The sequence below is a fragment of the Pseudomonas sp. Pmew2 genome, from assembly GCF_058129885.1.
The window spans coordinates 3,984,886-4,001,503 of record NZ_CM176702.1; the positions used below are offsets into that span (position 1 = coordinate 3,984,886).

The 16,618-nt window shown below is 59.2% G+C and carries 15 protein-coding genes; all 15 read right to left on the reverse strand.

The features are described 5' to 3' along the window. Nucleotides 1-24 precede the first annotated feature (24 nt). The 15 genes from fliM to fleQ all read right to left on the reverse strand — a co-directional run bounded on the left by fliM (nucleotide 25) and on the right by fleQ (nucleotide 16,541). Nucleotides 25-993, reverse strand: a complete 969-nt coding sequence (gene fliM, locus AC4ANK_RS18215; protein WP_002554281.1) for a flagellar motor switch protein FliM — start codon at nucleotides 991-993, stop codon at nucleotides 25-27. A gap of 9 nt (nucleotides 994-1,002) precedes the next feature. After that, complete coding sequence (gene fliL, locus AC4ANK_RS18220; RefSeq protein ID WP_002554282.1) at nucleotides 1,003-1,503, reverse strand: flagellar basal body-associated protein FliL; 501 nt, start codon at nucleotides 1,501-1,503, stop codon at nucleotides 1,003-1,005. 778 nt (nucleotides 1,504-2,281) lie between these two features. After that, nucleotides 2,282-3,685, reverse strand: a complete 1,404-nt coding sequence (locus AC4ANK_RS18225) for a flagellar hook-length control protein FliK (RefSeq protein ID WP_002554283.1) — start codon at nucleotides 3,683-3,685, stop codon at nucleotides 2,282-2,284. A gap of 125 nt (nucleotides 3,686-3,810) precedes the next feature. Beyond that, nucleotides 3,811-4,167, reverse strand: a complete 357-nt coding sequence (locus tag AC4ANK_RS18230) for an Hpt domain-containing protein (RefSeq protein WP_002554284.1) — start codon at nucleotides 4,165-4,167, stop codon at nucleotides 3,811-3,813. Nucleotides 4,168-4,200: 33 nt separating this feature from the next. Continuing rightward, a complete protein-coding gene (locus AC4ANK_RS18235) occupies nucleotides 4,201-5,907 on the reverse strand; it encodes a fused response regulator/phosphatase (RefSeq protein WP_031597201.1) in 1,707 nt (568 codons plus the stop codon). Continuing rightward, nucleotides 5,864-6,214, reverse strand: coding sequence for an STAS domain-containing protein (locus tag AC4ANK_RS18240; protein WP_002554287.1), 351 nt, complete (start codon nucleotides 6,212-6,214; stop codon nucleotides 5,864-5,866). The genes AC4ANK_RS18235 and AC4ANK_RS18240 overlap by 44 nt, the downstream gene beginning before the upstream one ends. An 85-nt stretch (nucleotides 6,215-6,299) precedes the next feature. Further along, nucleotides 6,300-6,749, reverse strand: a complete 450-nt coding sequence (fliJ, locus tag AC4ANK_RS18245) for a flagellar export protein FliJ (RefSeq protein WP_002554288.1) — start codon at nucleotides 6,747-6,749, stop codon at nucleotides 6,300-6,302. A 6-nt stretch (nucleotides 6,750-6,755) separates the two neighbouring features. Further along, on the reverse strand, nucleotides 6,756-8,114 hold the full coding sequence (gene fliI / locus AC4ANK_RS18250; protein ID WP_031597204.1) for a flagellar protein export ATPase FliI: 1,359 nt from the start codon (nucleotides 8,112-8,114) through the stop codon (nucleotides 6,756-6,758). Continuing rightward, on the reverse strand, nucleotides 8,104-8,922 hold the full coding sequence (gene fliH, locus AC4ANK_RS18255) for a flagellar assembly protein FliH (protein WP_002554290.1): 819 nt from the start codon (nucleotides 8,920-8,922) through the stop codon (nucleotides 8,104-8,106). The genes fliI and fliH overlap by 11 nt, the downstream gene beginning before the upstream one ends. A 15-nt stretch (nucleotides 8,923-8,937) precedes the next feature. Next, nucleotides 8,938-9,954: a flagellar motor switch protein FliG gene (fliG, locus tag AC4ANK_RS18260; protein ID WP_002554291.1), complete on the reverse strand. Its 1,017-nt coding sequence runs from the start codon at nucleotides 9,952-9,954 to the stop codon at nucleotides 8,938-8,940. Then, entirely contained in the window at nucleotides 9,947-11,731 is a 1,785-nt protein-coding gene (fliF, locus tag AC4ANK_RS18265) for a flagellar basal-body MS-ring/collar protein FliF (RefSeq protein ID WP_002554292.1), read from the reverse strand. Before fliF ends, fliG begins: the two co-directional genes overlap by 8 nt. Before the next feature lie 15 nt (nucleotides 11,732-11,746). Then, the gene (fliE, locus tag AC4ANK_RS18270) at nucleotides 11,747-12,076 is read right to left on the reverse strand and encodes a flagellar hook-basal body complex protein FliE (protein WP_002554293.1); all 330 of its coding nucleotides are present in this window, start codon (nucleotides 12,074-12,076) and stop codon (nucleotides 11,747-11,749) included. Between the two features lie 242 nt (nucleotides 12,077-12,318). Beyond that, nucleotides 12,319-13,728, reverse strand: a complete 1,410-nt coding sequence (locus tag AC4ANK_RS18275; RefSeq protein WP_002554294.1) for a sigma-54-dependent transcriptional regulator — start codon at nucleotides 13,726-13,728, stop codon at nucleotides 12,319-12,321. Beyond that, a complete protein-coding gene (locus tag AC4ANK_RS18280) occupies nucleotides 13,728-14,942 on the reverse strand; it encodes a sensor histidine kinase (RefSeq protein WP_002554295.1) in 1,215 nt (404 codons plus the stop codon). The genes AC4ANK_RS18275 and AC4ANK_RS18280 overlap by 1 nt, the downstream gene beginning before the upstream one ends. Before the next feature lie 123 nt (nucleotides 14,943-15,065). Then, the gene (fleQ, locus tag AC4ANK_RS18285) at nucleotides 15,066-16,541 is read right to left on the reverse strand and encodes a transcriptional regulator FleQ (protein ID WP_002554296.1); all 1,476 of its coding nucleotides are present in this window, start codon (nucleotides 16,539-16,541) and stop codon (nucleotides 15,066-15,068) included. Nucleotides 16,542-16,618: the final 77 nt, after the last annotated feature.

Here is a 16,618-nt window from a genome sequence, read left to right on the forward strand (position 1 = left end):
AATTTCCGACGTTGACCAGACAGGTCAGCGTCGCGCTATGGGTTCGATTACTTGCAGGGCCATCTTGCCCTTGTGCGAGCCAAGCTTGACCTTGAATGACGGTACGCCATTGGCACGCATGACCAGCGACTCGCTCAGTTCCACCGGGATAACGTCACCAGGACGCATGTGCAGGATGTCCCGCAACGGCAACTGGCGCTGAGCGATGGTCGTGGTGAGCGGCACATTGACATCAAGAACGTCTTCCTTGAGCGCGTTGATCCAGCGCTCATCCTGATCGTCCAGATCCGACTGAAAACCGGCATCGAGCATTTCGCGGATCGGCTCGATCATCGAGTACGGCATGGTCACGTGCAGATCGCCGCCACCGCCATCCAGTTCGATATGGAAAGTGGAAATCACCACGGCCTCGCTCGGCCCGACGATGTTGGCCATGGCCGGGTTCACTTCCGAGTTGATGTACTCGAAGTTCACTTCCATGATGGCCTGCCAGGCTTCCTTGAGGTCGATGAACGCCTGATCCAGCACCATGCGCACGACGCGAAGTTCGGTCGGCGTGAACTCACGGCCTTCGATCTTGGCGTGACGGCCATCGCCACCGAAAAAGTTGTCCACCAGCTTGAACACCAGCTTGGCATCAAGGATGAACAGCGCAGTACCACGCAGCGGCTTGATCTTGGCCAGGTTGAGGCTGGTCGGCACGTACAGCGAATGCACGTACTCGCCGAACTTCATGACCTGAACGCCACCCACCGCCACGTCCGCCGAGCGGCGCAGCAGGTTGAACATGCTGATACGCGTGTAGCGGGCGAATCGCTCGTTGATCATTTCCAGCGTCGGCATGCGCCCGCGGACAATCCGGTCCTGACTGGTCAGGTCGTAGCTTTTGACGCTGCCAGGCTCGCTGACGGTGTCGGTCTGGACCATCCCGTCGTCGACGCCATGCAGCAGCGCGTCGATCTCATCCTGGGAGAGCAGGTCTTGCACGGCCATGTGAGAGTCCTACTGCAATACGAAGTTAGTGAAGAGCAGCTGTTCAATCACAGTCTTGCCGAGTTCTTTCTGTGCCACTTCCTGAATGCTCGCGGTCGCTTTCTGACGCAGCATTTCCTGGCCGATCGGCGAGGCCAGCGACTCAAAGGGTATAGCAGCAAACAGCATGACCAGGTTGTTGCGGATCAGCGGCATATGCGCCTTCAGCGCTTCCATATCGGCGGCATTGCGCGCCAGCATGGTGATACTGACCTGCATATAGCGCTGGCGACCATTGGAGTTGAAGTTGACCACGAAGGCCGGGGTCATGGGTTCGAACACCGCCACTGGCTTGACGTTAGCTGCGGCAGCGGCAGCAGCCGGGTCTGGTGTGCTTTCGCTCTTGTGCATGAGGAACCAGGTCGCGCCCACCGACAAACCTACCGCCAGCAGCAACGCCACAACGGCGAGGATGATGAGCTTGAGTTTGCCTTTGGTTGCCGGGTCTTTAACTTCTTCGCTCTTCGCCATGCCAATAATCCGTCACTATTCAATAGGTTCTTCAATACGTGACAGAGGCAGAGCAAGTGTTATGCCAGAGTTGTACGAGATGGAGATGTATTGGACACAACCGGTTACGCGGCTGGGCGCGGAGGGATGGTAATGCTTGTGTCAGTGCCGAATCAGCCCGACCCGGGAGCTGATGACTATCGTCCCCACGCTCCGCGTGGGAATGCCGTTCGTGACGCTCTGCGTCACACGGCAGTTCTGCGACTTCAGGTAGATTGGCGTTCGGCCCAGATTCTCGCTCCCACGCTCCGCGTGGTAATGCCTTTCGTGACGCTCTGCGTCACACAGCGGTCCTGCGAGATCAGGTGGATTGGCGTTCGGCCCAGATTCTCGTTCCCACGCTCCGCGTGGTAATGCCTTTCGTGACGCTCTGCGTCACACAGCGGTTCTGCTATGTCAGTTATGTTTGTGTCCGGCTCAGGTTACCTTTTCGTCCCTCGGCGACCTACTTTGATGAGGCCAAAGTAGGCAAATCCCCTCGCTCCTGTTTCCGGCCCGACTTCGTCGGGTTCCTTCGCCCTGTCACTGATCCGGGGGTCGCCGCAACGGGCCATCCATGGCCCGGTGCGGCTAGCCTGGCGTCCTGCCAGGCTACCCCCGGATCAGCGCCAGGACTCAGCCGTCACTAAGGTCGCAATTTGCGTCGTCTGTACCATCGGGATCGAAAATCATTTCTGCCTTAACAACTAGCAGACAAGGCATGACTTCGCGTCGCGGCTGCCATGTGAGGCAAGGAGCATCACGCGTAATAATCGATCTCGCTGCTGCCGATCACGCGTGCAGCCGGCTGGCTGACCGGAACAGCGGCATCGACGCCTGCAATCTCATCCGAAGTGTCGCCTGAGCTCACGCCATTGCCACGACCGTTGCGCTGGGCACGGCTGGCCTGCTCTTGAGCCTGTTGCTGGGCCTGCTGTTGCGACTGGTCGGAAACGTTGACGTCGACGTTGCCAAGCCCCTGCTGAACGAACGACTCACGCAACCTCGACATCTGGCTTTCCAGTGCGTCACGCACGCCCATATGGGCGCTCATGAACGTTACCTGGGTCTGCTGCTCAGGTGCCATGTTGATGCGAATGTCCAGACGTCCGAGTTCGGCGGGCTCCAGCTTGATATCGGCGGTTTTGAGGTTCTGGCTCGACAGGTACATGACGCGGTCGACAATGCCTTCGGTCCAGCCGCTTTGGTGCATGGCCAACGGCTGATTCATCAACGGCGCTGCGGCAGGTGCTGCCGCAACACGGGCCGGTTGCGCGGCCTGGCTCAGCGCAGCGAGGCGATCGGCAAAGTTGTCGACGCGCGTGTCGCCCGCGGCGCTTTTGACATCCTTCAGTCCTTCGCCGATCAAGCCGCTGAACGACTTGTCACTGCTTTCCGTGCTGCTCTCTTCCGAGGGAAGCTGCTCGCTCAGGGCCGACAGGTTATTGACGAGATTCTGGTTTGGATCGGCCTCTGCGTTGGTCGGCGTCGCTTTGTTGGCAGCATGGGTATTCTGCGCAGCCAGCTGCGTTTTGGCGTTGGCATTCTCCAGCGCCAATTGCACTGCATCCAGACCATCAAGCGGATCGGCGTCCGGATTGAATGCTTCTTCAGTCGCTGCGGGCGGAGCAGCCTGAGTGACCGTGAGCACGGTAGCTACGGGCGCAGCCGTGGCGTCAGGGCTTTGTGGTCTGGCGACCGGCAACGCAGGCGCTTGAGCAGCCATCGCCTGCAACGCCGGGTCAAGCACCGGATCGACAATCGCCAGCCCTTCAGTCAATGCAGAGTCGGCAGATGCCTGTGCGTCATCCTGCTTTGAACCGGCACTGGCAGCATCATCCTCAGCGGCAGTCGATCGGGTTGGCAAATCATTGCCGCTATCGGCAACACTCGACGTGTCAGCGGCATTGGCCTGATCACTGGCAGGCTTGTCCTTGCCGGCGGCAACCTTGTCCTTGTCAGGCGCAGCCTTGTCGCGAGCCGGCTTGACCGGCGCATCATCACGCGACGGAACGGCATCCTTCGCCTGTTTGGCATAGACATTGGAAAAGCTGGAGGCCCCGTCTTTGCTGCTGTCAGCAGACTTGACCGCATTATTGGCCGTACCGGACCTTGAGGTCGCAGTGCTTGTGGCCTGAAGAAGCGCATTGGTAGCGAGGGGCATTTCGGTCTCCGCATAAGCTGCTGGTTATCGCCTTACCAGAACACTTAGCAATATGCGGGCCAACCTTCCACACCCACTTCAAAGGTTGCCGAATAAAGGAAGATCGGGGATCTGGAAATCAGTGATCAGCTGACAAACAACTGCCGCTCTGCGTTAAACAAACCGCGAATAGTCATGTATTCGCTGTCGATTTTACCGATCAACTCTGGCAGACCTGTGAACAACTGCTGACGGGACTGCTCTTCCAACTGACGACACAACTCGGAAAGTTGCAAGGCACCCATATTGGCGCTGCTGCCCTTGAAACTGTGCGCGGTGAGGCTCAATTCCTGAAAGTCAGGATGGCTGACTTGAACAGCAAGACGCAGTTGCGCGATACGCTGCTCGGAATCCTTGAGGAACACATCCAGCAAGGTCGGATATTCGTCCTCCATGACTTCCTGCAAGGCATTCAGCACGCTGTAATCCAGATGAATCGACACTTGTTCACTCCTTGATCAAGACTCCAGGGGGGATTATGCCACTCCCTCCCAGGAAAATTCCACGCAGGCCGTCCTGCCATCCGCGGACCATCGAGCCTCACGACTCAATTCACACACCAGGCGGAGCCCGCGACCATACAGCTCATTGCCCGCAGGTATCTGCATCCGGACTTTTTCAATATCAAATCCCTGACCACTGTCCTCCACGCTGAGGGTCAGCCGACCACCCGCTGCGACCGGCTCGACCCGCACAGTCACGCGGATAAACCCGGTCTGAAGCATGCCAAGCCGCTCGGCGCGCTGCTGATAATACAGGGCGAAACCTGCTGCATCATGCTTTAGCGCCGAATCCAGCCCTAGTACACCATGTTCCAGTGCATTGCTATAAAGCTCGCCGAGCACCATGTGCAATGCAGCACCCTGATTGCGCAGGCCATGAACTTCAAGCAGCAACTGCAAGACGTACGGCAACGGGTTGAAGCGCCTCAGGGTCGAAGCGCGAAACTCGAAGCTGGCCGACCAGTCCAGTGGGCTGGAGGCACCGCTGTCCGAATAGGTCAGGGCAGGCAGACTCTGCAATGGCTCATCGACGGCGCTGATTTCCAGCAGACTGACATCGTCACGTGCCTTGCCACCAAAATCGTTGAGCGCTACGAGAATTTCCTCGATCAGCAAATGCGGCTCGCGGTTGGTAGAAAGCACCTGGCGCAAACGCTGCGCACCGAACAGTTCGTCATTGTTGTTGCTGGTGTCGAGCACCCCGTCGGACAGCAGGAAGATGCGATCGCCCGGCGCCAACGGATAGACCTCGGTGCGTGCATCGAAAGCATCGACACTCAGCACGCCCAATGGCAGGTGACTGGAAGCCAGCGGCACATGCTCACCCTGCGCGCCACGCAACAGGTAGCCGTCCGGCAAGCCCCCGCTCCAGACCTCGACCTGCCGTTGTGCAAGGTTGATACAAAGCAGCGTTGCACAACAGAACATGTCGACGGGGAGGATGCGTTTGAGCTTGGCGTTCATTTCACGAAGGATTTCAACCAGGCCGTAGCCCTTGGCGGTCATGCCGTAGAACACCTCGGCAAGCGGCATCGCCCCGACGGCAGCCGGCAAGCCGTGCCCGGTGAAATCCCCAAGCAGGACCTGCATGTGCCCGGCCGGCGTGTAGGCGGCCAGCATCAGGTCGCCGTTGAACAAGGCATAAGGAGACTGCAAATAGCGGATATTGCCGGCCCCAAGGCAACCGGCGTGGGCAATCTGATCGAACACCGCCTTGGCGACACGCTGCTCGTTGAGCAGGTACTCGTGGTGCTTGCTGATCTGGTCACGTTGTTGACGGACGGTTTCGTGCAACACCCGCAAGCGGTTCATGGCATTGAGTTTGGCGGCCAGCACCAGCGGGTTGTAAGGCTTGGACATGAAGTCGTCGCCACCGGCATCCAGACAGCGTGCAAGCGCTTCGCCTTCAGTCAGCGAGGTGAGGAAGATGATCGGCACCAGCGACTCACCACTCATCGCCTTGATCCGTCGCGCCGCTTCAAAACCATCCATGACCGGCATCATGGCGTCCAGCAGGATCAAATGCGGGCTTTCGGCCTTGAAGATGGCCACAGCCTCGACACCATTGCCAGCACTGAGAACCCTGTGGCCCTGCCGCGCAACGATGGTTGAAAGCAGCAACCGGTCACTGGCACTGTCATCGGCGATCAGAATGCACAGTTTTTTCGGGGATGACTGCACTGGGTATGCTCAGTTCGAACAACTTCGAGAAATTGGAAATAGCCAGAATCTTCAGTACATCAGGCGTGCAATTGACAAGGTGCACCACCGCTTTATCGCCACCGGCATGGTCGCGTAACAGCAACAGCATCCCCAACGCAGAACTGTCCAGGTAATGCGTGCCCCGCAGGTCGACCACATAGTTCAGCGTCTGCGGGTAATCCTCGTAGGCTGCGCGAAACGCCTGATGGGATTGAAAATCAAAGCGCCCCTCGATGTAAAGGGTCAGCGTCTGGCCATCGGCAGAGCGTTCGGAAGTGACTGTCATGAGGAACCTCGAGGTGTTTCATCACCGAGACATTGATAGCGTAGACCAGCCAGAGAAATCACCGCGGGTCTGATTGAGTCAAACGTCAGAATTGTTCGTGACGAGGCAGACGCTGCGACAACTCGTCGAGCAATTTCTGCTCCCGCTTGTCCTCCAGTCTGCGTGCTTCATCCATATAACGCTGCACCAGCTTGCGCAAGCCTTCAACCCGCGCATAACAATCCTGCCAGGCGCTACGCGCCCTATCGAGATTGGCCTTGTGCCACTCAAGACTTTTGTATTGCTGGGCAACGGCGACATCGAGCTGACTGAGAAAGCGCTGATAACCCAGCAACCACTGCCCGGAAACCCCAGCGCTGCCGCGTTGCAACCATTGCTGCTGATAATCCTGACGAAACTGGTCAAGTTCCTGCAGCTTGTTGTTGGCCAGATTGACCTGCCCCTGAAAATGCCCAAGCCGCTGAGCCGCCGTTCGCTCGGCGGCTTCCGCCATCTCGACCACTGGCGCCAGACGCGCCGCTCGACTCTGAGCCATAGGCTATCAGCCGCCAGGTGCCGGTGCGAATATAGACGCCAGCGCCTCGCCACTGCCTTGCATGCTTTCGTTGTCTCGCAGGCCCTGGCGCTGATAGCGCACCAACACCGGGTGCAACGCAATCGCCATGTCGGTCTCGCGATCGCCACCCGCGACATAGGCGCCCACGCTTATAAGGTCGCGAGTCTGCTGGTAACGCGACCACAACTGTTTGAAATGCTGCGCACGCGCCATGTGCTCGGGGCTGACCACCGCAGGCATGACCCGACTGATGGAAGCTTCGATATCGATGGCCGGGTAATGACCTTCTTCAGCCAAACGCCGGGACAGCACGATGTGACCGTCGAGCACACCCCGCGCGGAGTCGGCAATCGGGTCCTGCTGGTCATCGCCTTCCGACAGCACCGTGTAAAAGGCCGTGATGGAACCACCACCCGCCTCGGCATTGCCAGCGCGCTCCACCAGCTTGGGCAGCCGGGCGAACACAGAGGGCGGGTAGCCTTTGGTGGCTGGCGGCTCGCCGATGGCCAGGGCGATTTCCCGCTGAGCCTGAGCAAAACGGGTCAACGAGTCCATCAGCAGCAGGACATTCTTGCCCTTGTCACGAAAGTATTCGGCGATCCGCGTGCAATACATGGCAGCGCGCAGCCGCATCAGCGGCGCATCATCGGCTGGCGATGCAACCACCACCGAGCGCTTCAGACCCTCTTCGCCAAGAATATGCTCAATGAACTCCTTGACCTCACGACCCCGCTCACCGATCAGGCCGACGACGATGATGTCCGCCTCGGTGAAGCGCGTCATCATGCCCAGCAGCACACTCTTGCCCACACCAGTACCGGCAAACAACCCAAGACGCTGGCCGCGGCCAACCGTCAATAAACCGTTGATGCAGCGAATGCCGACATCCAGCGGCTGGCTGATGGGGTCACGCTTGAGCGGGTTGATGGTCGGGCCATCCATCGGCACCCAGTCTTCAGCCTTGATCGGCGAGCGGCCGTCCAGCGGCCGGCCCGCGCCGTCAAGCACGCGGCCCAGCATGCTCATGCCCATCGGCAGGCGACCGGTATCGGCCAGCGGCACCACCCGCGCGCCGGGCGCAATGCCCGCCACGCTGCCGACCGGCATCAGAAACACCTTGCTGCCAGAAAACCCCATCACTTCAGCCTCGACTTCGACCGGGTGATGACTGTCATCGTTGATGACCACGCAACGGCTACCCATCGCCGCACGCAGGCCCTCGGCCTCAAGCGTCAGGCCAACCATACGCAGCAGGCGACCCTCTACTACCGGCTGGGCAGGCAGACTGATCGACTCGGCGTAGGAGCCGAGGCGCTTGCCGAAACTGGTGCGATCAAGGCGCATCGAGCGTGTCCGCGTCAGATTCGGCTGCACTGGAAGCCTTGCCGGGCGCAGCCTCCAGCTCGACGCTGAGGTCCGCCGCAGCCGGATGCGTCACCTGCTCATGCAACTGGTCATGCATTTTGGAAATAGCCAGGGCGATTCGCGTTTCGACACTGGCATCAATACGACTGTGCTCAGTTTCGATACGGCAACCACCCGGCAGCAAGTCTTCGTCTTCGACTATTTTCCACGACTCTTCATGACGCTCGCGCATGGCCTTGACCAGCAGGAAGTCCTGAGGATTGATGAAAATTCGCAGGTTCTGCGCACCCATCGGCAATAGCTTGAGGGCATCGCGCAACACGCTGGCGATCTGCCCGGAATCAGTGACCAGTTCGCGCTGAATGACCTGCCGCGCGATGTGCTCGACCAGATGAATGACGGCCTTTTCGATCTGTGTGTCCTGCTCGGCGATAGGTGCCAACAGGTGGCCCATCAGTTGTTCCAGGCTGGCGACCTTGGCCGCAAGAACGACTTCCGCTTCCTGGCGCACTTTTAGCTGGGTGCTGTGAAAGCCTTCCTTTTCACCGGTGGCGAAGCCTTCGTTCCACGCCTCCTGGCGGATGCTTTCCAGCTCCTCCAGGGTCAACGGCTGAACTTCGTCCAGCGGTACTTCTTCCATCTCGGCCGGTTCGTCGACCGGTTCCGGTTCGGGCTCAGGCTCGGGTTCCACATGTGGATCGAAGCTGGGCAACGACCAGATATCGAGTAACCCGGCGTCCTTGGCGCGAATGAGGTCGCTGGCCGATTCTTTATTGGAACTGGACATGAGTCGGCTGAATCCTTAGATCATTTCCTCGCCACCCTTGCCACCGAGTACGATCTCGCCGGCCTCGGCCATACGACGCGCAATGGTGAGGATTTCTTTCTGGGCGGTTTCCACATCGCTGACACGCACCGGACCTTTTGCTTCCAGGTCGTCGCGCAACAGTTCGGCGGCACGCTTGGACATGTTCTTGAAGATTTTTTCCTTGATCGCCTCGTCCGAGCCCTTCAGCGCCAGTACCAGCACGTCCGAGGATACTTCGCGCAACAGCGCCTGAATACCGCGGTCGTCCACGTCGGAGAGGTTGTTGAAGACAAACATGAGGTCTTCGATCTGTACCGAAAGGTCTTCGTCGACCTCGCGGATCGAATCCATGAGTGCGCCTTCGATAGAGCTGTCGAGGAAGTTCATGATGTCGGCTGCACGCTTGATACCACCTAGGGTAGTACGCGACGTGTTGGCGTTACCGGAGAACTGCTTCTCGAGAATCTGGTTAAGCTCTTTGAGCGCTGCTGGCTGCACCGTATTGAGCGAAGAAACGCGCAGGATGATATCCAGACGGACCTTGTGGTCGAAATGCCCAAGCACCTCGCCCGCCTGGTCGGCGTCAAGATAAGCCACCACGATGGCCTGAATCTGCGGGTGCTCGAAACGGATCACGTCGGCTACGGCACGCGGCTCCATCCACTTAAGGCTGTCCAGACCGCTGGTGTTGCCACCCAGCAGGATCCGGTCGATCAGGCCGTTGGCCTTGTCTTCGCCGAGTGCCTGGGTCAGCATCTTGCGGATATAGCCATCGGAACCGACACCAAGGCTGGTCTGATCGCCGACGATGTCGACGAACTCGCTCATGACCTCTTCGACCTGCTCGCGATGCACGTTGCGCATCTGAGCCATCGCTACGCCCACTTTCTGGACTTCCTTGGGACCCATGTGCCGGAGCACCTGAGCCGCGTCGGTTTCGCCAAGGGAAAGCAGCAGCACTGCGGCTTTCTCGACTTTGGAGAGTTTGGCTACCATGGCTCGATCATTCATCAGTGTTAATCCACTCTTTCACGACCTGGGCCACACGACCCGGGTCTTCGGCCACCAAGCTCTTGATTGCGTTCAGCTGTGCGTCATAACCCTCGGTCGGGCTAGGCAGCAGAATACTTTGCGGGCCACCCAGGCTGACGCGGTCGTTGGACAACTCGCCATCCAGGCCGCCCATGCCACCCAGCTCGGCGTCGCCACCGAAACCGGCCAGTTCCTTGCTCTTGCCGGTGGTGATGTTGGTCAACACCGGACGCAACACGCCAAACACCAGGATGAGGATGAAGATCACACCCACCGCCTGTTTGACGATGTCCCAGAACCACGGTTGCGAGTAGAACGACGCCTCTGGCAACACTTCAGCGCGCTCGCTGGAGAATGGCACGTTGATCACGCTGACGCTGTCACCGCGGCTGGCGTCGAAACCGACGGCATCCTGCACCAGACGGGTAAAGCGAGCCAGGTCAGCAGCGCTCCACGGAGCACGAGTAACTTCGCCGTTGGCGGCGTTGGTCTTGACCATGTCATCGACTACCACCGCAACCGACAGACGAGTCAGACGGCCCTGCTGCTGCTTGGTATGGCTGATCGAACGGTCCAGCTCGAAATTCTTGGTCGACTGCACGCGCTTGTCGGCCGGGTACGGAGCCAAGGCTGGCTGACCGGTCGCCGGGTCCATGATCTGTTGACCATTGGCATCCAGCAGCGGCTGGCCTGGCGCGATAGGGCCGGCAGCACCGGCCGCACCGGCAGTGGCATTCTGCGGAGCCGTCGCAGGACCTGGCGGCTGGTTGCTCAACGCGCCCGGAACGCCGCCCGTGCTTGAACTGCTGGAGCGCTGTTCGTTGACCGACTGCTCGCTGCGCAAGGCAGGCTGGTCAGGGTTGAAGCTTTCGGCGGTCGATTCGACGGCGCTGAAATCGACCACTGCCGAGACTTCAGCCTTGTAGCGATCGTTGCCCAGAATCGGCTGCAGAATGTTCTGCACACGCTGGGTCAGCATGCCTTCCATGCGACGGCTGTAGTCGAACTGCTTGCCGGCCATGGTCAGTTCGGAGTTTTCCGCCTGATCGGACAGCAAAGCGCCCTTCTGGTCGACAACGGTGATCTGCGACTTGCTCAGCTCGGGAACACTGGTGGCCACCAGGTTGATAATGGCCATAACCTGGCTGGGCTCCAGCGAGCGGCCAGCATACAGCTCGACCAGTACCGAAGCGCTTGGCTTGCGGTCGTCACGGACAAACACCGAACTCTTCGGAATCGCCAGGTGCACTCGGGCACCCTTGACGTTGTTCAGGGCGGAGATGGTACGTGCCAGTTCGCCTTCCAGACCACGACGATAACGCGTGGCTTCCATGAACTGACTGGTCCCCAGGCCCTGATCCTTGTCGAGGATTTCGAAACCGATGTTGGCGTCGTTCTGTACCACGCCTGCCTGCGCCAGCTGGATACGCGCACGCTGCACATCATCGGACTTGACCAGCAGCGCGCCGGAATTGGGTTCGACGGTGTAGTTGATATTCGCCGCAGTCAGGGTGTCCATGATCTGCTTGCTGTCCATGCCCGCCAGGCTGCCATAAAGCGGACGATAGTCAGGCTGCTGGGACCAGAGCACCACGGCAAAGCCGATGGCCACGCTCGCGGCAAGACCGACCATGAGGCCGATCTGACGCAGCATGGTCATTTCGGAAAGGTTTTCCAGAAAAGACAAACCGAACAACGGTTTCTTATCGGAAGCGCCCGCTCTTGCTGGAACGGGATCGGCAGTTGCTTCGGCCATGACTCAGTACGTCCCTTAAACCGGCATCTGCATGATGTCTTGATAAGCTTGAACCAGCTTGTTACGCACCTGGGTCAACGCCTGAAAAGACACGCTGGCTTTCTGCGACGAAATCATGACGTCGGTCAGATCCACGCCGCTCTTGCCGATTTCAAATGCATTGGCCAACTGGCTGGAGGCCTGCTGGGTCTGCGCGACCTTGTTGACGGCCTGGCCAAGCATGTCGGCAAAGCTGCTGGCGCCGGCTTCCTGCGCGCCGGACACGGGCTTGGGTGCAGACATCGCATCCATCTGCATGGCCCGCATATCCAACATCAAGCGATTAAATTCAACACCTTGGCTCATGGACGTTTCTCTCGTAAGGCCCGCAAATTTTTGACACTGATTCAGCGGGTACAGAAGACATAGCAACAACGGTGCCAGCTAGATGGCGGCTATTTGCCACACCAAATGGGAATGCCATGTTGCCCGACATCAAATCACTCCAGACCTCCCGTATTCATGGGGGTATCCGGATATTTCCGGCTTGCGCCGTTTATACGATATTCACTGACCGGCGATCACAACCACCGATCAGCGCCACCGGTTCAGGTAGCGAACAGATAGGCTTCCACATCCATCCCGGCATCGCGCATCTGCGCCAGCTTGTAACGCAAGGTACGCGGGCTGATACCCAAGCGCTCGGCGGCCTCCTTGCGACGACCGCGCTCCGCACGCAGCGTGTCAATAATCATCTGAAACTCGCGACGCCTGAGGTCATCACCCAGTGCACCGACAGACTCCGCATTGCCACCTGCATTATCAGGCGAGGATGTGACAGGCAAAGACGGCACAGCCTCCACCACGGCAGCGGCTGGAAGACTTGTCACCGGCCCGGAGAGACAGAAATCCTGCGCCTGTATCACCCCGCCCTGCTGCAGAATCAAGGCTCGCTGCACGGCGTTATCCAGCTCACGCACATTGCCAGGCCAGGGGTAGTTGACCAGACACTGCTGCGCCTCGGCAGAAAGACGAACCGGCGCGTGCTTCATTTTATTGACGTGCTTGGCCAGAAGCCGCTCGGCCAGTGGCAGAATATCGGCAGTCCTTTGACGCAGCGCCTGCCAGGCCAGTGGAAATACCGACAGGCGATAAAACAGATCTTCGCGAAAGCGCCCCGCCGCCACTTCCCCTGCCAGATCGCGGTTGGTAGTAGCCACAACGCGAATATCCAGAATGATCGGCTTGCGCGCACCCACGCGCTCGACTTCCCGCTCCTGCAACACACGCAACAGTTTGGCCTGCAGCCCCAGTGGCATTTCGGAAATCTCGTCAAGCAGGATTGTCCCGCCGTCAGCCTGCTCGAACTTGCCGGCCTGCGCGGCAATGGCGCCGGTAAACGAGCCCTTTTCATGACCGAACAGCGTCGCTTCCAGCATATTGTCCGGAATCGCAGCGCAGTTGATCGCAATAAAAGGCTTATCGGCACGCGGAGAATTTTGATGAATGAAACGCGCCAGCACTTCCTTGCCTGTGCCGGACTCACCGGAGATGAGCACAGTGGAGTCGCTCTTCGCCACACGGCTGGCCAGGTTCAATAACTGGATACTGGCGGGTTCAACAGCAATCGGCCCGTCGCGCTCGGCAGGCTCCAGACGACCCAGTGCATGTCGTGCAACCAATGCAATCAGGGCCTTGGGCTCGAAAGGCTTGACCAGATAATCGGCCGCGCCCTGACGCATTGCATCGACCGCGCGATCAACGGCACCGTGAGCGGTCATCAGCAATACCGGCAGTTGCGGATGCCGACTGCGCAACAGGCTCAGCAACTGATGACCGTCCATGCCCGGCATGTTGACGTCGCTGATCACCAGACTGAACGGTTGCGCCTCGGCTGCGACCAACGCCTCTTCAGCAGAGCCGACCGCCTGGTATCCATAGCCAGCCAATTCCAGGGTTTCCCCAAGTGCCTCGCGCAGCGAACGGTCGTCCTCGACCAACAGCACGTTGATCGACATCAGTTGTTACCCATCGAGCCGGAAGCCGGAATCAATGGCAGGCTGACAATTGCACAGGTGCCACGACCGACCCGCGACAGATAATGCACACCGCCCTGATGCGCACGCGACACCGCCGTCACCACAGCCAGACCAAGCCCGGTGCCGGTGGTCTTGGTGGTGAAAAACGGCTCGCCGATACGCGCCAGCGCAGCCTTGTCCATACCACTGCCATTATCGCTGAAGCATATGCGCAACACATTGCCGCGGCTGTACACATGAACTTTCAGCAGTGTCCGGCCAGCACTGGCCTGGATGGCGTTTTCAATCAGGTTGAGCAACGAACCGACCAACGTGTCGCGATTGCACAGCAACTCGCCTTCAATACTGTCGCACTGCCAACGCACCGGTACGCCCTGCACATGGGTGACCGCAGCGTTTTGCAAAGCCTGAAACAAGGCAACGGGCGTCAGGCGATCCGTCAGCGGCAACTCGCCACGGGCAAACACCAGCATGTCGCGAACCTGATGCTCGAGCTCATGCAGACGATCCTTGAGCCGTGCGGCAAAGCGCTGCTGGGTTTCCACCGGCAATTCCTGCTCGGTCAGATGACTGGCGTAGATCATCGCGGCCGACAACGGTGTACGAATCTGATGCGCCAGAGAAGCGACCATCCGACCCAGCGATGACAGCCGCTCGTGACGCGCCAGCTGTTCCTGGAGACGGCGGGTTTCGGTCAGATCATTAAGCAGCACCAACTGCCCGGGTTCAGCGTCCAGCGAGCGGGTTGCAATGGAAAGCCTGCGGCCGTCCTTGAGCGAGACTTCGTGGCCATCGTCTTCACGCGGGGCAAAACACCGACTGATGACGTGACGCCAGAGCATGCCCAGCAAGGGCTGGCCCAGCAGATCGATTGCCGCAGGATTGGCTTCGCGCACCACGCCCATGCCATCAATAACGATTACGCCACCGGGAAGCAGATCAAGCAGGTTTTGCAGGCGGTTGGCCAGCCGCTCCTTTTCCGCCAGCTCTTGTAGACGCTGAGCACCGGCGTGGGCCAGTTCGCCCTTGAGTTCAGTGACACGCGCTTCGAGCAGACCATAGGAGTCGGTCAATTGCGCCGACATTTGATTGAACAGCGAGAACGCCTGCTCAAGCCCCTGACGACTTTCCAGCTCCGGGGAGTATTGAGCCTGAGCAGATAGGGCGGAAGTCAGTTGGGCGGCCTGGGACATAGTTCATCTCTCTCGTGGCGAACCGTCAGTAAACGGTGTGTTGAGAGGGACTTTGCAATCCTCGTGCCAAAAAAAAAACCCCTGAAAATTCAGGGGCTTGATTTTTGGCGCCACAGACAGGCGTCAATCATCTGCCTGTTCATCACCTTCACGACGGCTCATACCGTACTTGCGCATCTTCTCGACCAGCGTAGTGCGACGAATCCGCAAACGCTCTGCAGCGCGGGCAACAATGCCGTTGGCATCGTCGAGCGCCTGCTGAATCAGGCCCTGCTCCAGGCCACCCAGATAGTCCTTCAGATCCAGACCTTCAGGCGGCAGCATTGCGCCCGACGCGAAGTTCGGCGTGTTGCTGTTGATGGCAACGCGCTCTTCGATATCGCTGCGCATGCTGTCGACCATCTGCTCGTCTTCGTCGTCGACATAGCGGAATTTCTTCGGCAGCTCGGCCACGCCGATCACGCCGTACGGGTGCATGATCGCCATGCGCTCGACCAGGTTGGCCAGCTCGCGAACGTTGCCCGGCCAGGCATGACGACACAGCGACATGATGGCGGCGGAGTTGAAACGAATCGAGCCGCGCTTTTCGTGCTCCATGCGCGAAATCAGTTCGTTCATCAACAGCGGAATGTCTTCGACACGCTCGCGCAACGGTGCCATCTCGATGGGGAACACATTGAGACGGTAATAAAGGTCTTCGCGGAAGCTGCCAAGCTCGATCATGTTTTCGAGATTCTTGTGCGTCGCGGCAATAATGCGCACGTCGATGCTCTGCGTCTTGTTGCTGCCCACGCGCTCGAAAGTGCGCTCCTGCAACACGCGCAGCAACTTGACCTGCATGGGCAGCGGCATGTCACCAATTTCATCGAGGAACAGCGTACCGCCGTTGGCAAGCTCGAAACGGCCGGCACGACTGGTGATTGCCCCGGTAAACGCGCCTTTCTCATGCCCGAACAACTCGCTTTCGAGCAGCTCGGCCGGAATGGCACCGCAGTTGACCGGCACAAACGGCGCATCGCGGCGTTTGGAGTGATAGTGCAGGTTGCGCGCTACCACTTCCTTGCCGGTCCCCGACTCACCGAGAATCAACACGCTGGCATCAGTGTCGGCGACCTGCTGCATCATTTGCCGAACATGCTGAATCGCGCGACTGGTCCCCACCAGACTGCGGAACAGGTTCGGCTCACGATGACGTCCACGCTCGCGGGCCTGGTCGTACATCTCGCGATAGACCTGGGCACGATGCAGGGAGTCGAGCAGCTTGCTGTAGCTGGGCGGCATCTCAAGCGCGGAAAGAACCCGCCTGCGCAGATCCTCCGGCAACTCGACAGAAGAATTTTCACTCATAAGCAGCACAGGAAGGAACTCATCCCATGCTGCGATGGTCTTAAGAAGCCCTTGAAGGCTGCCCGGAGCACTTACGCTACCGACCAGCACGCAAAGGACTTCTCGCGGAGACGCCAGAGAGCCGACCACCTGCTGCCAGTCCTGGCTGGAACAGGAGAGATTTTCTTCGCCAAGAAAATTCAGGATAACCGCCAGATCCCGGCGGCGCTGGCTATCGTCATCGATTAGCAGAATCTTGATTTCACGCCACATGCAATAGCAACTTCCCTAGTCAACTCAATGCCCATGATTGGGGGGCAGCTTGGCATCTCAGCTGTACAAACCTTGAG